Annotated in this window: 15 protein-coding genes; 7 read left to right on the top strand and 8 right to left on the bottom strand. The window is 57.0% G+C overall.

Features of this window, described 5'->3' with window-relative positions; translation table 11 throughout:
• Window positions 1-65 precede the first annotated feature (65 nt).
• A complete protein-coding gene (purL, locus tag ACWIUF_RS14760; RefSeq protein WP_448573239.1) occupies window positions 66-2,564 on the bottom strand; it encodes a phosphoribosylformylglycinamidine synthase subunit PurL in 2,499 nt (832 codons plus the stop codon).
• A gap of 191 nt (window positions 2,565-2,755) precedes the next feature.
• On the opposite strand from purL, the gene ACWIUF_RS14755 reads away from it, so the two are divergent.
• Window positions 2,756-3,892 (top strand): hypothetical protein, encoded by a 1,137-nt coding sequence (locus ACWIUF_RS14755; protein WP_448573237.1) that lies wholly within the window; start codon window positions 2,756-2,758, stop codon window positions 3,890-3,892.
• A gap of 96 nt (window positions 3,893-3,988) precedes the next feature.
• Complete coding sequence (locus ACWIUF_RS14750; RefSeq protein WP_448573236.1) at window positions 3,989-4,804, top strand: response regulator; 816 nt, start codon at window positions 3,989-3,991, stop codon at window positions 4,802-4,804.
• A gap of 30 nt (window positions 4,805-4,834) precedes the next feature.
• Here ACWIUF_RS14750 and ACWIUF_RS14745 read toward each other — a convergent pair whose 3' ends face one another.
• From ACWIUF_RS14745 to ACWIUF_RS14725, 5 genes are all read right to left on the bottom strand, one after another.
• Window positions 4,835-5,065, bottom strand: coding sequence for a hypothetical protein (locus tag ACWIUF_RS14745; protein ID WP_448573235.1), 231 nt, complete (start codon window positions 5,063-5,065; stop codon window positions 4,835-4,837).
• A gap of 429 nt (window positions 5,066-5,494) precedes the next feature.
• Window positions 5,495-5,698, bottom strand: coding sequence for a 30S ribosomal protein S21 (gene rpsU / locus ACWIUF_RS14740; RefSeq protein WP_448573234.1), 204 nt, complete (start codon window positions 5,696-5,698; stop codon window positions 5,495-5,497).
• Between the two features lie 121 nt (window positions 5,699-5,819).
• Window positions 5,820-6,140 (bottom strand): RNA recognition motif domain-containing protein, encoded by a 321-nt coding sequence (locus tag ACWIUF_RS14735; protein ID WP_448573232.1) that lies wholly within the window; start codon window positions 6,138-6,140, stop codon window positions 5,820-5,822.
• A gap of 260 nt (window positions 6,141-6,400) precedes the next feature.
• Window positions 6,401-7,912, bottom strand: a complete 1,512-nt coding sequence (gene ilvA / locus ACWIUF_RS14730) for a threonine ammonia-lyase, biosynthetic (RefSeq protein ID WP_448573231.1) — start codon at window positions 7,910-7,912, stop codon at window positions 6,401-6,403.
• Between the two features lie 320 nt (window positions 7,913-8,232).
• A complete protein-coding gene (locus ACWIUF_RS14725) occupies window positions 8,233-9,168 on the bottom strand; it encodes an isoaspartyl peptidase/L-asparaginase (protein ID WP_448573230.1) in 936 nt (311 codons plus the stop codon).
• A gap of 521 nt (window positions 9,169-9,689) precedes the next feature.
• Between ACWIUF_RS14725 and ACWIUF_RS14720 the strand changes: the two genes are divergently transcribed.
• Complete coding sequence (locus ACWIUF_RS14720) at window positions 9,690-9,860, top strand: hypothetical protein (RefSeq protein WP_448573229.1); 171 nt, start codon at window positions 9,690-9,692, stop codon at window positions 9,858-9,860.
• A gap of 98 nt (window positions 9,861-9,958) precedes the next feature.
• Here the strand turns inward: ACWIUF_RS14720 and thrC are convergent, their stop codons facing one another.
• The gene (gene thrC / locus ACWIUF_RS14715; RefSeq protein ID WP_448573228.1) at window positions 9,959-11,026 is read right to left on the bottom strand and encodes a threonine synthase; all 1,068 of its coding nucleotides are present in this window, start codon (window positions 11,024-11,026) and stop codon (window positions 9,959-9,961) included.
• Window positions 11,027-11,188: 162 nt separating this feature from the next.
• Window positions 11,189-15,031, bottom strand: coding sequence for an nSTAND1 domain-containing NTPase (locus ACWIUF_RS14710; RefSeq protein WP_448573227.1), 3,843 nt, complete (start codon window positions 15,029-15,031; stop codon window positions 11,189-11,191).
• A 556-nt stretch (window positions 15,032-15,587) separates the two neighbouring features.
• On the opposite strand from ACWIUF_RS14710, the gene ACWIUF_RS14705 reads away from it, so the two are divergent.
• From ACWIUF_RS14705 to ACWIUF_RS14690, 4 genes are all read left to right on the top strand, one after another.
• The gene (locus ACWIUF_RS14705; RefSeq protein ID WP_448573225.1) at window positions 15,588-15,773 is read left to right on the top strand and encodes a hypothetical protein; all 186 of its coding nucleotides are present in this window, start codon (window positions 15,588-15,590) and stop codon (window positions 15,771-15,773) included.
• 278 nt (window positions 15,774-16,051) lie between these two features.
• Window positions 16,052-16,273, top strand: a complete 222-nt coding sequence (locus ACWIUF_RS14700) for a CP12 domain-containing protein (RefSeq protein WP_448573224.1) — start codon at window positions 16,052-16,054, stop codon at window positions 16,271-16,273.
• Window positions 16,274-16,531: 258 nt separating this feature from the next.
• Entirely contained in the window at window positions 16,532-17,155 is a 624-nt protein-coding gene (gene ruvA / locus ACWIUF_RS14695) for a Holliday junction branch migration protein RuvA (protein ID WP_448573223.1), read from the top strand.
• 77 nt (window positions 17,156-17,232) lie between these two features.
• The coding region (locus ACWIUF_RS14690; RefSeq protein WP_448573222.1) for an ATP-binding protein at window positions 17,233-17,986 on the top strand (754 nt) is incomplete at its 3' end.

The following is a 17,986-nucleotide window of genomic DNA, read 5'->3' as shown; positions in this document are numbered from 1 at the left end:
CGATCAAAATTTGAATACGGGATGAAAATTGGCCCAGAAACCCTCGGCGATCGTGCCTGTCGGCTTCAGCGCGCCAAGGCACGGGGGATAGCCTGTTCCCACCGATCGATTAAGGCGGCCACCGGTATCGCGATCAGGGTCTCCCCGCCCTGGAGGGTGAGCCGTAGTTGGGCCTGGGCTGCATCCGTGCGATCGGTTTGATCCGATAGATCAGATAGATCAGGGGGATCAGACCGATCAACGTTTAGGGAAGGGTGGGTTGTCCTCGTGGCTGGGTCGGAAACTGCGACCCTGGCTAAACCCGCCCCTGTGGTCCCTAGCCATTGCCAATCGTCAGGGGGCAGGTGGGCAGTTAAATAGGCTTCCCAGGCCGCCTGATCCGGTGCCGCTACCGAGACCAGAATCCGGGCACCCCCTTCCCCAAACAGGAGGGTATCCCAGCGGTGCAGGGGGGTGTCACTGGGGATATCGAGGTGAATCGTGGCCCCCCGCTGCCCGGTGATGCAGGCTTCGGCCAAGGCGACGGCAATTCCCCCCTCAGCACAGTCATGGGCCGATCGCACCCAACCCTGACGAATCCCAGCGCGACACACGGCCTGTACCCGGCGTTCCCGTTCAAAATCCACGATCGGGGGCTGTCCGGCAACGGTGTCATGAACCACCGCCAAATACTCGGACCCACCGAGGGTCACCTGGGGGGAGGGGGGTGCATCCAAGCGCTGGCCCAAGAGGTAAATGCGATCGCCCTCACCCTGCCAACCCTGACCACAGATGTATTGCAAATCCTCAATTAACCCGACCATGCCGACAACGGGAGTGGGATAAATCGGTTGCGGGGTGCCGTCGCTGTCTAGGGTTTCGTTATAGAGGGAGACATTGCCGCCGGTAACTGGCGTTTGGAAGACACGACAGGCTTCGGCAAGGCCCCGGCAAGCTTCCGCCAATTGCCAGTAGCCGATCGGCTTTTCGGGACTGCCAAAGTTCAGGTTATCCGTGACCGCCAAGGGTTCAGCCCCCACACAACTGAGATTGCGGGCCGCTTCCGCCACCACGGCCTTGGCCCCCTCGTAGGGATTGAGATAGACATAGCGGGCATTGCAGTCCACCGTGGCCGCTACCCCTTTGCGGGTTGGTGAGGGGGTCCCCTGGAGTTCTTGACCTTGAGGTCGCAGGCGTATGACCGCTGCATCCGCCTCGCCTGGGAGGATCACCGTATTGTTTTGGACTTGGTGATCGTATTGGCGATAGATCCAGCGTTTAGAGGCGATCGTCGGACTTTCCAGCAGTTGCAATAGGATCGCATTCCAACTACGAGGGGTGTCTGGCTCACTGGGTAGGGTAATCCCCTGGCGATCGCAGGGAGGCAGTTGGGAGTCCTGCCATTGCCATGCCTGTTGGGCGTAGGCGGGGGGTTCGGCCAACAATTCCCGGTGATAAATGGGCGTATTTTCCGCGAGGGCGAGGGCAGGGATTTCGGCGGCAATGCCCCCTTGGAACCGAATGCGCACGATCGGCTCGGCAATCACGCGCCCGGCCACAACTGCATGGAGACCCCAGCGTTGGAAGATCTCAATTAATTCAGCTTCCCGTCCCGCTTGGGCGACAAAGAGCATCCGTTCCTGGGACTCGGAAAGCAGATACTCGTAAGGCACCATCCCCGTTTCCCGCACGGGAATTTTATCCAGATCCAGATCAATCCCCAGGCCCCCCTTCGCCGCCATTTCCGAGGTGGAGCAGGTAATCCCCGCTGCGCCCATGTCCTGGGCGGCCACCACCGCTCCGGTTTTGAAGGCTTCCAGACACGCTTCAATCAAGGACTTTTCCAAAAAGGGATCACCCACCTGGACCGCTGGCCGATCGTCCATCGAAGCATCCGTCAATTCCGCACTGGCAAAGCTGGCCCCGCCCATGCCATCCCGCCCGGTGGTAGACCCCACATAGAGCACCGGATTACCCACGCCAGCGGCTCCGGATTTGACAATCTCCGGCGTTTCCATTAGCCCCAAGGCCATGACATTGACGAGGGGATTGCCGCTATAGGCGCGATCGAAATACACCTCGCCCCCCACCGTCGGAACCCCAACTGAGTTCCCGTAATTGGATATCCCCGCAACGACCCCCTGAAAAATCCGGCGATTGCGGGCATCCTCGAGGGGACCAAAGCGCAGGGCATTTAACAGGGCGATCGGGCGGGCACCCATCGTGAAAATATCCCGCAGAATACCCCCGACCCCGGTGGCGGCCCCCTGGAACGGCTCGATCGCCGAGGGATGGTTATGGGACTCAATCTTAAAAGCCAACCGTAACCCATCCCCCAGATCCACCACGCCGGCATTTTCCCCTGGCCCCACGAGAATGCGATCGCCCTCGGTGGGAAACTGTTTCAGCAAGGGGCGGGAATTTTTATAGCAGCAGTGTTCCGACCACATCACCCCAAACATCCCCAGTTCCGCCCGGTTCGGATGTCGGCCCAGCCGTTGGACAATATCTTCGTACTCTTCTGGCTTTAAGCCTTCAGCCGCGATCGCGGCGGGGGAGCAGGGGGGATTGGAAAGGGCTGTCATCGGTTTTGCGGTTTTTGCGAGAGGAGCAACTGGGCCGGGAGCCACAGGGCGGACCCCCCCCAGCAAGGACACTGTAATGAGGATAGTGCAATCCTGCCGGTCGATCGGCAGACGCGGGCTTAAAGATTTATGCGATTTCTGTCCGGTTTTAGGGGCAACCTAGGGTCAGGTCTTCAGCTAGGGAGGACGGTATGGACGATCCGGAATGGGTGAAGCACCAGAGTGCTAACCCGGAGTATTTCCTCTTTGCGCTCAAGCAGGCCCGCCAAGGCCAGCCCCAGTATCTCACCCAGGCCTTCAATGCGCGGCTGAATGACCCCCAGCTTGAGGTAGGCACCCGGTGGCACCAGGAGCAGTTGCAAATCTGGCTCGATGCCGATCGCGTGCCCACGGCAGCGATCGCGGTGCCCAAACTGACGGCCCTCCTGCGGGAGCTACGGTTACCGGGCGTGGACCAGGTGCAGATTCGGGGCATCCGGCGCGGGGCAAAGACGATGACGAGCGTCTGGAGTGAAACGGTGACTGTCCGACAGGCGACGGGGGCAGCTTGGGATCGGTTTAGTTTTGAACATCCCTGGATTAATCGGGCCGCTCTACCCGTGGCTTCGGTGCTGGCGGTGATCTTAAATGCCAGTTTTGTCTCTTTTTTCCTGTTGCCACTCCATATCTGGATTCATGAATTCGGCCATGCCACCGTTGCCTGGCTCAGTGGCCGCCGGGCGCTCCCGTTGCCCTTTGGCTGGACCAGTTGGAGTGAGCAGCGATCGCTCTTTGTTTACCTGGGCATTGTCTTCCTGCTGGGGCTGATGGCCCATGCGGGCTGGCGGGAGAAATTGCGCTGGCCGATAATTTTGGCGGGGGGCATTGCGCTCCTTCAGTTCGTGATGACCTGGCTGCTTCCCCAGTCCGTGATCGAGTGCTGGTTGGTCTTTGGGGGTATTGGGGGTGAATTTTACCTGAGTACACTGGTGATGATTGCGTTTTATATGCGCCTACCCGATCGCTGGCGGTGGGACTTTTGGCGCTATGTGGCCCTAGTGATTGCCGCTAGTTCCTTTTGGAAAAATTTTGGGTTTTGGCATCAGATCAAGTGCGGTCAAGCAGAGATTCCCTGGGGGAGCCTCCTAGGCGGTGAGGGGGATGCGGGGGGTGACATGGATCGCCTCGTGAACGACTTTGGTTGGACACCGGACCAAATTATTAATACCTATAGCCAATTGGGGAATCTGTGTTTGCTGGTACTGCTGGGTGTTTATATTGCGATCGGTGTTGGGCTATATCCGCAGGGGTGGCTTATGGTACAACAAAGACTTAGGCTAAAACGATAACGGAGTGCTGCTAACCAACCCCGGTCCAATCAGGCTAGAATAGAGGTTTGACTATTGATTTTTAGTTATGAAATTGGTTGGTTTTAATAACATTTAATGGCAAAAAAACCGCAAAATATGAAAAAAATTCTCGTCATTGAGCCGGAGAAGTCGCTACAACGGAATATCCTTACCCTGGTGGAAACGGAAGGGTTTTATGGCTTGGGGGCTGAAGATGGCCAGCAGGCACTGCAATTGGCGTTTGCCCAAACACCGGATCTGATTCTGTGCGATACCCAGGTGCCCAAACTGGATGGGCTGACCATTCTCCAAAGCCTGAAGTATGACCCGGAGATGGCCCAGATCCCGTTTTTGCTGATGACGGAAATGGGCGATCGCACAACCTCCCAGCGTGCCCTTGCCTTGGGGGCCAATTATGCCCTGCCCAAACCGTTGAAGATGGCCAGCCTGCGGGATACGATCGCCCGCTACCTTGGGGGGGTCGCTGCTCTCCAACCGTTCCCCATCTCAACGCCGGTTATACCCTTTTCACCCGCCTTGCAATTGCTACAGCAGTTTTTTGATAGCGCCTCAGCTGCGATCGTGGGGTTAGCGCTATTCGATCCCCATCTTCGCTTTGTGGCCATCAATGAGGCCTTTGCCGAATTGAACGGCTATCCGGCGGCGGCCCATATCGGTCGCACGTTTGGCGAGGTATTGCCCACCGTTGCGCCGATCGTGGAACCCATCCTGCAACAAATTTTCCAGACGGGGCAGCCCATTCTCAAATTCAAGCTGAGTGGTACGATTCCCCGCCAACCTGCACAACTGCGCCATTGGTTAGTCTCCTATGTGCCGATCGTGCCCCAGCCGAATCAGGACCCTATCTATGTAGCCGCGATCGTGGTGGAAATTGAACCGGGCGATAGCTGACCGGACTGACTGCTCTAGCTCCCAGCCAATTTAGGCCTGGCGATTGGCTTCCGCTTGCAGCCAGGGATCGACCTGTTGCCCATCCTGACGGCGAAGTTCTACCGTGAGGGCGATGGTGTGACCGGAACCAGGGGGTGCAGGGGCTTGATGGATCATGATCTCGTAGGCATTCGGGTCTTCATGATGCTCCCGGAGCCAATCCTGGACCTTGGTGGTCAGAAAAAATGACTGCCCTTCCTCGAACATGCGGGTCAGCTGCATTTGCAATGTGTAAGGATTAATGCGCGGCATGGGGATAGGGTTGGTTAGGGATGCTTTTTTAAGTTGGAGCTGATCAGTTGGAGCTGATCGTGATACAGCCGTTCTCTCGCTAATAAAGTACTGTCAAGCCTTGCGAACAAGGGGCTTAAGCCCCTTGTCTGTACCTTACTGGGTATGGAAGTGCTGTACAACACAATCAACCTAGAACATGAGAAACGCTAGGCTGTTAGCATCTTGGGGCTGCAACACTTCTAAAATTTGACTGTCAAATTTGATCATCAATAATTTTGATCATCAATTTTGAAAAGGGTACCTCGAAAAATATCGATTTCCGCAACCGTACCCACAAAATTATTAGGGGTTGAGGCGAGCGGTCTCACCGCCCACCTGAATTAATTGAGGCTCCCAGGAGTGATTCGGCTGAGGTCGTTAACCTTGATCGCGTGTGCGGGAGGAACGGAACCGGCGCTTTTTCCGTCTGGCTAAGGCTTTGCGTTTAGCTTTTTGTAAAGGGGTTTCAAAATGGCGATTTTTCTTCATATCAGCGAAAATATCTGCCTTGGAAACCTGGCGTTTGAAGCGACGTAAAGCCGATTCAATCCCTTCATTCTCACCCAAAATCACTTGCGCCATGCTGCATACTCCATCGATAAACAAAAAGGACAAAAGTCAGAGACTGAAGGGACTGGTTCAACACCCCATTCTCTGACTTTTGAGGGGCCTTCGCCACAATATTCTGTGCCTGCAATGGCCTTTAATAGCGCCGCCCGCCGCCATTACCACTAGGGCGCCGCTGGCCGCCCCCACCCCGATTACCGGAGGGTGCTCGTTCTTCGCGGGGACGCGCCTTATTCACCTTCAGATCGCGACCCATCCATTCGGCCCCATCAAGCGCATCGATCGCCGCTTCTTCCTCAGCTTCTGAGGACATTTCGATAAAGCCAAAACCCCGCATCCGGCCCGTTTCTCGATCCACCGGCAGTTGGACGCGACTCACGGTACCGTATTCAGCAAAGACCTCCTTAACGGCCTCTTCGTCTACCTGATACGGCAGGTTACCAATATAGATCGACATGAACTACTCCATGCAAACAGTGTAGAGAACTCAATGAATCAATCGGGGAGTTGTCCGTCAACCTAGAACCTAGTGAACCTGCAACTAAACACCGATATGAAGTCTCAGATTCTATCCTAACGTAGATCGCCCGCAGTTACGAGAAAAGATCCTGAAGGTTCGGGACCACGGACATGCGGCGGTGATCGCGATCGAGCAAGTATAAGCCTGACAAAAATTCTGAAGGCTTGTGGCCACTATCCGATGGGTGCTGTTTGTGCTTAGCCCAAAAAGAGTTGATAAGCAGGATTTTGGCTTTCATCCCAATAGCGATATCCCAAGCTGTCAAGAAATGTTTGCCACTCAGACATTTCTTGGGCAGGGACCTGCATCCCAACGACAATCCGGCCATAGTCTGCCCCGTTATTGCGGTAGTGAAACAGGCTAATATTCCAATCTGGACTCATGGAGGTGACAAACTTCATCAAGGCACCCGGACGTTCGGGGAACTCGAACCGATAGAGCAATTCATCGTGGGCCAGGGGGGAGTGGCCACCAACCATGTGGCGCAGGTGGAGTTTGGTGAGTTCGTCGTCGGTCAAATCTAGTGTCCGGAACCCACAGGACTCAAAATTTTGGGCCATATTGGCGGCATCGGCCCGGTCCTTGATTTGCAGGCCAACGAAAATGTGGGCTGCCTGACGATCGGCAATGCGGTAATTAAACTCCGTCAGGTTGCGCCGTCCAATGCACTGGCAAAACTGGCGCAGGCTACCGGGACCTTCGGGAATCGTCACGGCAAAAATGGCCTCCCGTTGTTCCCCTAGCTCGGCCCGTTCGGCCACAAAGCGCAGGCGATCGAAGTTCATGTTGGCCCCACTGGCCACTGCCACTAGGGTTTGCCCCTGGAGCTGTTCCCGTTCCACGTAGGCTTTCGCCCCGGCGATTGCCAAAGCCCCGGCGGGTTCCAAAATCGATCGCGTGTCCTCAAACACATCTTTAATCGCGGCACAGGTGGCATCCGTATCCACGAGGATAACCTCATCCACATACTGCTGGCAGAGGCGAAAGGTTTCTTCCCCTACCTGACGCACGGCTACCCCATCGGCAAACAACCCCACCTGGGATAGGGGTACCCGCTCCCCCGCCTGGAGCGATCGTGCCATTGCATCGGCATCTACGGGTTCCACGCCAATGATCTTGATCTCCGGTCGCAGTCGTTTGATATAGGCCCCAATGCCGGAGATGAGGCCCCCGCCGCCGATCGCCACAAAGACCGCGTGGATGGGCTGTTGATATTGGCGCAGGATTTCCATGCCGATCGTTCCCTGACCGGCAATCACATCCGGATCATCAAAGGGATGAATGAAGGTTAACCCCTTATCTGCTGCTAACTGTTGGGCATGGGCACAGGCATCATCGTAGGTGTCGCCCTCTAGGACCACGACGCCCCCCCGGGCACGTACCGCATCAATTTTGACCTGGGGTGTGGTCACGGGCATAACGATAATTGCCCGGGTTCCCAACTGACGGGCAGCGAGGGCAACGCCCTGGGCATGGTTTCCCGCAGAGGCGGCAATCACCCCCTGGACCAAGCGATCGGGGGGCAGTTGCACCATTTTGTTGTAGGCCCCCCGTAACTTAAACGAAAAGACTGATTGCATATCTTCGCGTTTAAGGAGGAGCTTGTTGCCAAGACGGGCCGAGAGGTTAGACGCTACGTCTAGGGGCGTTTCCTGGGCCACATCATAGACGCGGGCCGTGAGGATTTGGACCAGATAGTCGCAATACATGGGATCTCAGGGGGGAATTTGGGGGGAGGGCGCGATAGCAGCCTGACGCCACAGGCAGATTGGGCCAGTTCGTCAATTTTAGATCCCTAGGCGCACCCAAAATTGGGTTGAGTGCTCCGTATCGGTTAGTTCAACAAGCCTCATGCTTGGTGGCAGTGGCAGACGAGACGCCTACCCCGCGCCAAGTTTGACCAACCCGACGTTTTGTGAGCGCGGCAGGCGAGACGCCTACCCCACAATTGAATTGAAATCAATGCTTGAAATAAATTTCAAGGATCACCCATCCCAGAGGACGGGTACTAGCTACTGCCCATTGGCGATTAGGGTTGACCGACCCGCGCATTGCCGTGCCACTCCAGGGTATCCCCCATGCGATCGCCCGTGTGGTAGGCCGCCAGGAGGACTTCGCTGGTTTTCCCCCAGGCCATATTCCCCGCCGCATCCAGGCCGATCGCGCCGAAATCCCGCTGGCGTTGCTGGGCTTCCTGAAAGGAGCGATCGAAGGCATCGTATAGAGACAGACCATCGGTGACGCGTACCACAATTCGAGCGGCAAGGGCTTCATCCACAATGTCTTCGCCAATCCCTGTACAGCTAATCCCGGCGTGAGCCGTGGCATAGTTCCCGGCGGGCATGGCAGAATCGCTCACCCGGCCAATGCGCTCAAAGCCCTTACCCCCGGTGGAAGTTCCCGCTGCTAGGTGTCCCTGTTGATCCAGGGCGACGACGCCGATCGTGCCATAGCGTCCCGCTGACGAACCTTCCCCGGCGGCAACCACATCAGCCATCGATCGCTGGAAGTTATTCTGCCGATCCTGGAGCCATTCCTGGAGGCGTTGTTCTGTGAGGGGTTGGTAGGGGGGGATCTGGAGTTCGCGCACCAATTCCAAGGCACCCACATCCGAGAGAATGCGATCGGGCTGTTGTTGCAGGAAGGCAGCTAATTGGATCGGATTTTGCACCCGCATAACATTAATCACGCCGCTAAAGCGTTGGGCTGTCCCGGCCATCAGCGAGGCGCTCATGCGAATCTGCCCATCCGATTGCAGGACAGAACCCGTACCCGCATTGAAGCGCGGATCATCCTCCAGCAGTTGACAGCCCTGAATGACGGCTTCCTGGGCACTGTGGCCCGCTTGGAGAGAGCCGTAAACACCTTCCAGAATGCGGAACAGCGATTGTCGGACAGCCTCGACGCCGCCCTTCCCCTTCAGAGAACTACCAGCACCGCCATGAATAATGAGTTTGGGTTGCATCCCTGCCCCTGGGTTGATTGTCATTAGGTCAGTCGTCACCATTTTAGGCACATTCGGGACAGGCGGTCTCTTCCATATTCGGGTTGGCCCTAGGGTTCTGTCCGAAGCAAGGGAGCAGCGACTATCCGGGATGGGCTAGGTTTGGTTAAAAACTTATTAAGACCCCGCCGCTTTTCCCGATTCTACCCTTACCGTAGAGGACGAGATACCTCCTAACTGCGTCTTTTAGCCCTGGATCGCGTCTGCGGGAAACACAGGGCTTCTGTTTTTGTTAAGGGACTTGGCAAAGGGACTTTGCGAAGGGATGGGCCGTGGTGGGCAGCGATGATACTGTCCCTCGTCTTGTGCCATTATCCCCATCTTTAAGGATGGTCACACGCTCGCCCTAGTCTTAAGAAAGGTTTTTAAATATAAAACTTGATTGCAGGAATGCGGCCCTCCGTTCAAGAAAAACGACGGGGAGTGGTAGGCTATCTGCCATTAGCCTGGTAAAAATCTAGACTCAGTTTTTCTTAAGAACTATGTACGATCGCCCCCCGCGCAAACTCTCCCTGGAAGCGGCTGTCACGGCGGCCCTTGGTGCTGGTGTTGTGACCTCTTTTGCCGTCAGCCAAGGTCAGCATCCCCTCTTGGCCTTAGGGATTACGGCATTTGCTATGGTGGCAGCGTTGGTGGTCGATCGCTATCTCTAACGGACGCCCTGGGAATGGGAAGATCACTGGCTGGGGCCAGACACTCTGCCTTAGATAACACGAAGGCGCAAAGATACCAAGACAGAAAGAATGGCCGATTAAAAGCCCATCGCAGTGGCAATTGCCTTAATGTCGGGGGCGATGCCTTGGCGCATGGGATTTTGGCAGTGATCAATCGCTGTTGTGGGGTCCTTCAGGCCATTACCCGTTAAAACACACACCACCCGTGCCCCCGTGGGCACCTGGTCTTTGACCTTCAGCAAGCCAGCGACCGAGGCCGCACTGGCTGGTTCGCAGAAAACCCCTTCCTGGGACGCTAATAACCGATAGGCGGCAAGAATTTCCGCATCGGTCACAATTTCAAATTGTCCCTGGCTGGCATCCCGTGCCGCGATCGCCTTTTCCCAACTGGCGGGGTTGCCAATGCGAATAGCTGTCGCGATCGTCTCTGGATGCGCCACCACCTGACCCGTGACCAGGGGAGCTGCGCCAGCGGCCTGGAACCCCATCATCCGGGGGAGGGTTTGGCAGTGCCCAGCCTGGTGGTATTGCGTAAAGCCCATCCAGTAGGCGGAAATATTGCCCGCATTGCCCACGGGGATACACAGCCAATCGGGGGCATCCCCCAAAACATCCACGATTTCAAACGCCCCGGTCTTCTGCCCCTCTAGACGGTAGGGGTTCACGGAATTAACCAGGGTGACGGGGTAGTGATCTGCGATCGCCCGCACAGCCTCTAATGCCTGATCAAAATTGCCCTGGATCGCCAGTACTTGGGCACCGTAGAGTAGGGCTTGGGCCAGCTTCCCCGCCGCCACATAGCCATCGGGAATCACCACAAAAGCCCGCATCCCCGCCCGTGCCGCGTAGGCTGCCGCCGAGGCCGATGTATTCCCCGTACTGGCACACACCACGGCTTCGGCCCCGGCTTCCTTGGCCTTAGAGATCGCCATTGTCATCCCCCGATCCTTGAAGCTGCCGGTCGGGTTCAGGCCGTCATATTTCACCCAGACCTGTACTTGCCGTCCAATCTGGGCTGCGATCGCGGGAGCTGGAATTAGCGGTGTGTTTCCCTCGTGGAGGGTAATGACAGGTGTGGCCTCCGTCACCGATAGATAATCGCGATAGGCCGTAATCAAACCGGGCCAACCAGCGGTGGCAGACATGGCAGGGGGAGTGGATAGGACGGTCACAGATCTTGATATGCCCAACGTACAGACTTTCCATTGTAGGGGATAAGTGCCAGGGAAGTATCAGCCCTGCCTGGGTCTCTGGGGCGGCCTTGGCCTGTCGATGCCTGCCTGCCAGTTCCTTAGGTCGTGCCTGCCTTAGGGGGAGTTGGGGGCACGGGTCAAGCTCAACAGTTGGGGGGGCTGTCTCTGGCGCGGCGATCGTGGCGGAATGGTGCTAGCGAGGTCTGCCCTGCCCCCCGGCGTGATGACTGGCTTAGCGACTTGAACGGTCTTGCCCAAACTCAAAACGGGACACGCGGTTGCCGATAGTCTGAGATATTGCCAGCATTCATCAGGGGTTAATTGCCGTAGGGAGCGATCGCGGGCCAGGTCCAACAGACTTTCCCAACTGGCTGTCCAGGAGGTGACGTACCCATCCGATTGCAAGGTGGTTAGATAGCGGCCATCGGGACTTTGCAGCACCTGCTGGATCGGTGGCGGCGGTAAGGTCCCATCCGACCTAGCCGCATCGGCAATCAATGGGGGCAGTTGCCCCTGCTCAACCCCCGTCTTGGCATCCCAGAATTGGATCATCCCATTTGCTTGGGTGGTAATCAGCACACGACCGGTTGGACTATATTGCACATCCACGATGGGCGTATCCAAATGTTGGAGCACCTGGGGTGTCCCAGGCCGTGTTAGGGATACGGTTGCCAGGGTGCCATCCTGTCCGGCAAACACCAGGGTGCGCTCGTTGGGGTTGAACCCGATCGCGGTCACACGAGTCCTATGGGACCAGCGTCGCACTAGCGCTCCCGTATTGACCTGCCACAGGGCGATCGTGTGATCCCAACTGCTGGTGACCACTTGCCAACCATCATGGCTAAAGCGGGCCTGGGTGATCGCCCCTTGGTGGCCCTGGAGTACTTGCACCTGTTCCCCCGTGCCTAAATCCCAGATCAATACGCGATCGTAGTCAATTCCCAAAAGACGATTACTCAGGGGGCTAAAGGCTAACTGCCACACACGTCCCGTCTGGGGTAGCGAGTGGACCAGTTCAAAGGTCTGATCCGGCTGCAAGCGGTAGATATTCACCCGCCCGGACAATTGGGTTGTCGCCAGCCACCGCCCCTCTGGACTGAGGGCAAATCCCGTGAGGGGGTCCGAGTCGTCTCTTTCCGGGTTGGCCGGGGGTGTTGTCGCCCAGGGGGATTTTGGGGCAGTGACCCGTGTGGATACTGGGAACCGCGATCGCGCCGAGGGCTGACGAAGGTCGGAAGCCGCCGGTAGCGGTAGCCAAAAGGGGTGTTTTAAGGCCGCTCCCGTCTGGAGATCCCAATACTGGATCTGGCCATTACGGGTTGCCGTGACCAACACTTGGGGCCGTGGGACTGGCGCCGAGGGAAGCCGGAGCGTCGTTGTTGGCCAGAAATCGGCCTCCGGTTGCACAAACGCAGCCCAACTGACGGGTTGGGTCAAACCTTGCAACGGCGGTAACTCACCCCTCTGGGCCATCAGCCTTTGGAGCCGTTGTAACGCACTACGCAGACTGGCTTGGGCTTCGGGGGTTCGCCAGTCCTGTTCGATCGCCAGTCGGCTAATCAAGAGGGCTGAGGTCGGGTCTTGTTGCGCATCTTGCAGGATGGCCTGGGAGATGGCTGCCCGTTCGCGGGAGCGCGCCACCCGCAACTGCTGTTCCGCCAACACTTGGGAGCGATATTGGCCAATCCCTGCCCCTAGGGCCAACAGGAGGACGAGGGGAACGAACATCCGTAGCTGTCGGGTTTGTCGCCGTAGGCGCTGCTGTTCCCGATGGCTCAGGGCAATATAGCGTTGGGCTAAGGGCGAGAAGTCGTTCGGAGAGTGTTCATAGTGACGGGCAGCGGCGGTGAGCAGATCCCCCTGGAGCCAGTGTTCCTGGGACGGCAGATTCAAAAAACGGGGGGGGGCTTGGGTTGTCCAGGCCGTGCCATCGGGATGGTTGAGGGCGGTGGGAGTGTGCTGCCATTCCTGGGCAGCTTGCTCCACCTGCTGCTGCAAGTGGAGGATGTCCCGGCGCTCAGCCAGCCAAGTTTGCATCAGCGGCCAAGATCGCACCAGATCGGGATGACTGATTTCCACCTCCTGTTGCTGGATGACGAACAACCGTGCCGCCACCAGGGTCTCTAACACCGCTAGCGCTTGGGGGTCAGTCTGCACCCGTGCCAAGAGGTCGGCTTTTGGCACTCGACGCGGCATCGCCTCCTGGTGCGGCTGGAGATGGATAAGCGCCAGGAACAGCCGTTGGGCGATCGCCTGCTCAGCGGGAGGCAAACCTGCCAAAACCCCATCGGCATGACGGTGGATTAACCCCCGGAGGCCGTCAAAATGGGCATAGGTACCGACGGTCAGAGTGGAGGGGCGAGTGCCGGTCTCGCCTTGCTGCCGTTGCCACAGTTCCCGTAACACCATCTGGAGCAAGGGTAGGGCTGCCGATCGCGCCCGCAGTTCCAGGTTCAAGGTATACAGCAGATGGGGTTCCAGCCTTAGCCCGATCTGGGCCAACCCATCAATGAGGCAGTACTGAATCGCGGCTGGGGGTGGCGGGTCAAGGGTGACCCAAGCCATCGCCGTATCCGGCATCAAAACCTGGGTAAGATGGGTCCATTCGGCTGCATAGTCATGCCGGACAAGCCACAGGATGCGTAGCCGCTCTGGTTGCAGCTTGCTGGCTTCCAGCAAGGTCATTAGGCAGGGGTAGACCGACGGAGGAGCCACCTGAGCACTCGCCTGACTAGGGACGACGAGCTGCTGCAACCAAGCCTCAAGGTGGTCAATAATCAACACCATGCCTGGGGATGCTCCCAAGCTAGCGTCACACAATTGCACTAAGCCCGTCCCCCCCTGCGCCAGAAGGGCGATCGCCTGTTGGAATTGGCTGGCCCGCTCAACCCCGGTCGCTGTCCTGGCCACAAAGGTCATCGCGAGACTTTGCAGCGGCTGCTCACCCGATGTAGCGGTGACATAACGGCACTGCCACGGCTGGGCGGAAGGCTGGGCTAAGAATGCCTGCTGAATCAAGGAGGTTTTGCCACTGCCACTGGCCCCCGTCAGGGTGACCTGGGGGTGAGTTTGCAGGCGATCGCCCAGGGTTTGCACCACCTCAGCTTGGCTGGGCAAGAGCGAGGGAGTGTCGTACCCCAGGGGGTGCAGTCCAGGAAATGGACAGGGTTCCGTTAGCAGGATACCCGTGTTGTCCCCTGCCGCAGTGGGCAGCGAGGTGGCTGCATCCAGAGCATTTGTCCTATGGCAGGTGGTGAGGATAATCTCCCGGCCTGAGCATTCAAAGAGGGGGTGTTGCAGTTCCCCCTTAAGGGCATCGCTGACCCAACTGGTGAGGGCATAATTGGTGACCGTACCCCGCTGTTGCGGATCGAGACCGGCCAACAGGGCTTGGGTAAAAACGCTGTAGACTCCCTCTAGGGACTCATAGGCAGACTCGTATTCCCGTGAAGCGGCCATAAACAGGCGATCGGTGCCGGGATGGGCACCCGGATCGGCTTCAAGGAAATTGAGCAGTTCGCCGCTATGGCAACAATCGAGGAGGATAATTCGTTGCCGGACCGGACTTTCTTGCAGGAGGCGACGTAGCCAGAACAGGGACACCCCATATATTCCCTGGGTAGGGTTGGCATCGCTGGTGGCCAGATAGCCTTCCTGGATACCGGCATCCTTTTGCAAACCGTGTCCAGAATAATAAAATAGCGCCGTATTGGGAATATGTTTCCCCTGAGGTTTGAACAGTTGCACCAGAGCCGTTTCGAGTTCCTGGCGGGTGACTGGCGTGGTCACCCCAACCTTGGGCCGTTGCTGGTCTATGACCTCCGGTAGGCGGTTGACGCGGAAATCCCCGTAGGTGTGTAAACACTGGGCGATCGCTTCCGCATCCTGGGCTGGAGCTTGAAGGTTTGATAGATATTGATAACGATTAATCCCAACGACAACAGCATCTCGCGACATTACGATCCTCTCCCGATATAGCAGCGTTGCGACCCAACTGACCAATCGCAACCGATCGCAAGACTTTCTCTCCCGAAAACTGGCCACTCCTTAAGGCTTAACTCGGTGACGATGTCACAACCTGTGGAGCTTGGGGTGTTTTCACTAGCTCCTGCCGCAATGGGGGGCACCCTCGGCGGCGTTACCAAGCCGATGATGGTCTATACAAACCCGATTCACTGGGCTACGCTAACGCGGCAAAAGGGCACAACTTGGCCAGTTGATGACCCAATGCAGTGCTGCTTGAATGCATTCTCTTCTCACTAAATGCATCTTGAATTCAGGTGGCCTTAAGGTGATTTAGACACAGCTAAAGGAGGAGAACATACGACGCTCCCTTCCGCCTCCGTAAGTTTTCTGAATTAGAAACGCTACGGGTTTGTGAATAAATGCGGTGATGTTTTCAAGATAGAGAGTCTTCCCTATCCTGTAAAAGGGGGGTTTACCCCTGTGAGGGAATGCCCTAAGGCTTGACTGGTCCGAATTCCGGCGTAGATCTAAGACGCTCTGTTCATAAATGTGTGGACTAAGGCTACGGCAGCCCCTCGCGATCGTCAGTCGCGACGATCGCACCCCTCAACTTCAGGCAGAATGGGAGAATTCGGGAGCCGCGATCGGCTGTCCTCGTTGTTTGGGTGGTCGCTTGTGTAACTTTATGCAATTTTTCTTTACAAGTGTTAATATTATTGAGGACTACCAGTGATCGCGGTTGATTGCGCCGTCAGGAACTGTCAGTCTTGTCCAAAACCCCTTACGATAAACTGAGGCTGTCCCAACTGGGAAAGTCAGGTTGGGCAAAGGTTAAGAAAATCTGCCTAATCCAGCTTGTCCTAGTTGAGCCTAGGTATCACTGATAAGGAGTGGTGCGTTAGCCTAGTGCAGATCTCATCAATTTTGGCCGTTCGGGTTGTACAAATCCAGGGTGGCTGGGGTTGGTAAAGTGCGGCTGACGCAATTAAGAGCGCTATGAGAGGCCAACTTATGATCGACAATCTTCAAGAGCAAATTGAGAAAGAGCGGGAGGCGGCCCGTGCTGTCTGCGAATCCGGAGCCAGTGCTGGTGAGTGTGCAGCGGCTTGGGATGCCGTTGAGGAACTCCAGGCAGAGGCATCGCACCAGCGTCAGGTAAAGCCGAAAAATTCCTTTGAACAGTACTGCGACGACAATCCCGATGCGGCAGAATGCCGACTCTACGACGACTAATTTGCGCTTCTGTCCAGATATCCCGTGGGGTTGGCATTCTGTCGGCCTCACGGGTCTTCACCCCTCACCAGTCCTCAACTCTCACGAGTCTTCACACGAGTCTTCATCCCTTACCTGCCCTCAACCCTCGCGAATTCTCGGCAATCGGCAAGACAAGGGGCAAATGACCTATCCCGCAGCAGGCATTCACCAAAACCCTTTAACCGAAGTCAATAACAGGCATTTAACCCAAGTTATCCACCGAGTACGAATGCTGGCATGATTAGCTATCTCAAGGGCACGATCGCGGGCATCCAGAAGATTAGCAATCGTGTCATCCTTGTCCTGGAAGTCCAGCAGATCGGCTACGAGATCCAGATTCCGGCCCGCCTCCTCGGCGAAGTACCGGCAGTAGGGGCACCGTTTCAGATTTTTACCCACCAGTATGTGCGAGAAGACCAGCTTGCCCTGTTTGGGTTTAGCACAGCGACAGAACGGGATCTCTTTCGCCAGTTAATTAGTGTCAGTGGCATCGGGACCCAACTCGCCCTGGCTCTGCTCGATACCTTGGGCCTGCACGATTTAGTCCAGGCGATCGTCAGTGGCAATACCCGCGTCCTCAGTCGCACCCCTGGGGTGGGCAACAAGACTGCCGAACGTATTGCCCTGGAACTGAAGGCGAAACTGGCGGAATGGCGACAGCAAACGGGTTTGGTGACCACGCCCCTGGCGGGACCCACGTTAGCCATCCAGGAAGATGTGGAGATGACCCTATTGGCGTTGGGGTATACGAATACGGAAGTGGGGCAAGCGTTGCAAGCAGTCGGACAGGAGACGGCACTGGCGAAAAGTGGCGATGTGGAGGCTTGGATTCGGGCCGCGATCGCCTGGTTAAGTCGTTAGGGTGACCGCGTGATAAGATGGGCTACTGCCAGCTTGCCGCAGGGGTTTAGGCTGGGCTGCTCCCGAAGGCGATGCCAATGAATTTTTCTAAGATCCTGATTGCCAACCGAGGCGAAATTGCCCTCCGTATTGTCCGCACCTGCGAGGAGTTGGGGATTGCGACGGTGGCGGTTCACTCAACGATCGATCGCCATGCCCTCCATGTCCAGTTAGCCGATGAGGCGGTCTGCATTGGCGAGGCCCTCAGTAGCAAGAGCTATCTCAACATTCCCAATATCATCGCGGCGGCTCTGACCCGCAATGCGACGGCGATCCATCCCGGCTATGGTTTTTTGGCAGAAAATGCCCGTTTTGCTGAGATCTGCGCCGATCACCAGTTGCACTTCATTGGCCCCACACCCGAAGCCATCCTGGCGATGGGGGATAAGTCCACGGCGAAGGAAACGATGCAGCGGGTGGGCGTTCCCACCATTCCCGGCAGTGATGGCCTGATTACGGACGAAGCCGAAGCCCTGGCCGTGGCGAATCAAATCGGTTATCCCCTGATGATTAAAGCGACGGCAGGGGGTGGGGGTCGCGGGATGCGGCTGGTGCGGGAGCCAGAGAATTTACTCAAGCAACTGCAAGCAGCCCAAGGGGAGGCAGAAGCGGCCTTCGGTAATCCGGGGGTGTATCTGGAGCGGTTTATTGAGTGCCCTCGCCATATTGAGTTTCAAATTCTGGCCGATCGCTTTGGTAATGTGGTGCATTTGGGCGAACGGGATTGCTCGATCCAGCGACGCCACCAAAAGTTACTCGAAGAGGCCCCCAGCCCCGCCCTAACCCCCGAAT

The sequence above is a fragment of the Trichothermofontia sp. genome (assembly GCF_053493415.1).
The sequence above is the reverse complement of the archived record's forward strand: the minus strand, read 5'-3'. Positions and strand labels throughout refer to the sequence as shown.

Bases quoted from the DNA above. Each gene is read 5' to 3' on its own strand.
- rpsU (WP_448573234.1), bottom strand. From the start codon at position 5,698: ATGGCGCAAGTGATTTTGGGTGAGAATGAAGGGATTGAATCGGCTTTA.
- ilvA (WP_448573231.1), bottom strand. From the start codon at position 7,912: ATGTATTGCGACTATCTGGTCCAAATCCTCACGGCCCGCGTCTATGAT.
- ACWIUF_RS14750 (WP_448573236.1), top strand. From the start codon at position 3,989: ATGGCAAAAAAACCGCAAAATATGAAAAAAATTCTCGTCATTGAGCCG.
- ACWIUF_RS14745 (WP_448573235.1), bottom strand. From the start codon at position 5,065: ATGCAGCTGACCCGCATGTTCGAGGAAGGGCAGTCATTTTTTCTGACC.
- ACWIUF_RS14710 (WP_448573227.1), bottom strand. From the start codon at position 15,031: ATGTCGCGAGATGCTGTTGTCGTTGGGATTAATCGTTATCAATATCTA.
- purL (WP_448573239.1), bottom strand. From the start codon at position 2,564: ATGACAGCCCTTTCCAATCCCCCCTGCTCCCCCGCCGCGATCGCGGCT.
- ACWIUF_RS14700 (WP_448573224.1), top strand. From the start codon at position 16,052: ATGATCGACAATCTTCAAGAGCAAATTGAGAAAGAGCGGGAGGCGGCC.
- ACWIUF_RS14720 (WP_448573229.1), top strand. From the start codon at position 9,690: ATGTACGATCGCCCCCCGCGCAAACTCTCCCTGGAAGCGGCTGTCACG.
- ACWIUF_RS14705 (WP_448573225.1), top strand. From the start codon at position 15,588: ATGTGTGGACTAAGGCTACGGCAGCCCCTCGCGATCGTCAGTCGCGAC.
- ACWIUF_RS14735 (WP_448573232.1), bottom strand. From the start codon at position 6,140: ATGTCGATCTATATTGGTAACCTGCCGTATCAGGTAGACGAAGAGGCC.
- ACWIUF_RS14755 (WP_448573237.1), top strand. From the start codon at position 2,756: ATGGACGATCCGGAATGGGTGAAGCACCAGAGTGCTAACCCGGAGTAT.
- ACWIUF_RS14725 (WP_448573230.1), bottom strand. From the start codon at position 9,168: ATGCAACCCAAACTCATTATTCATGGCGGTGCTGGTAGTTCTCTGAAG.
- thrC (WP_448573228.1), bottom strand. From the start codon at position 11,026: ATGTCTGCCACCGCTGGTTGGCCCGGTTTGATTACGGCCTATCGCGAT.
- ruvA (WP_448573223.1), top strand. From the start codon at position 16,532: ATGATTAGCTATCTCAAGGGCACGATCGCGGGCATCCAGAAGATTAGC.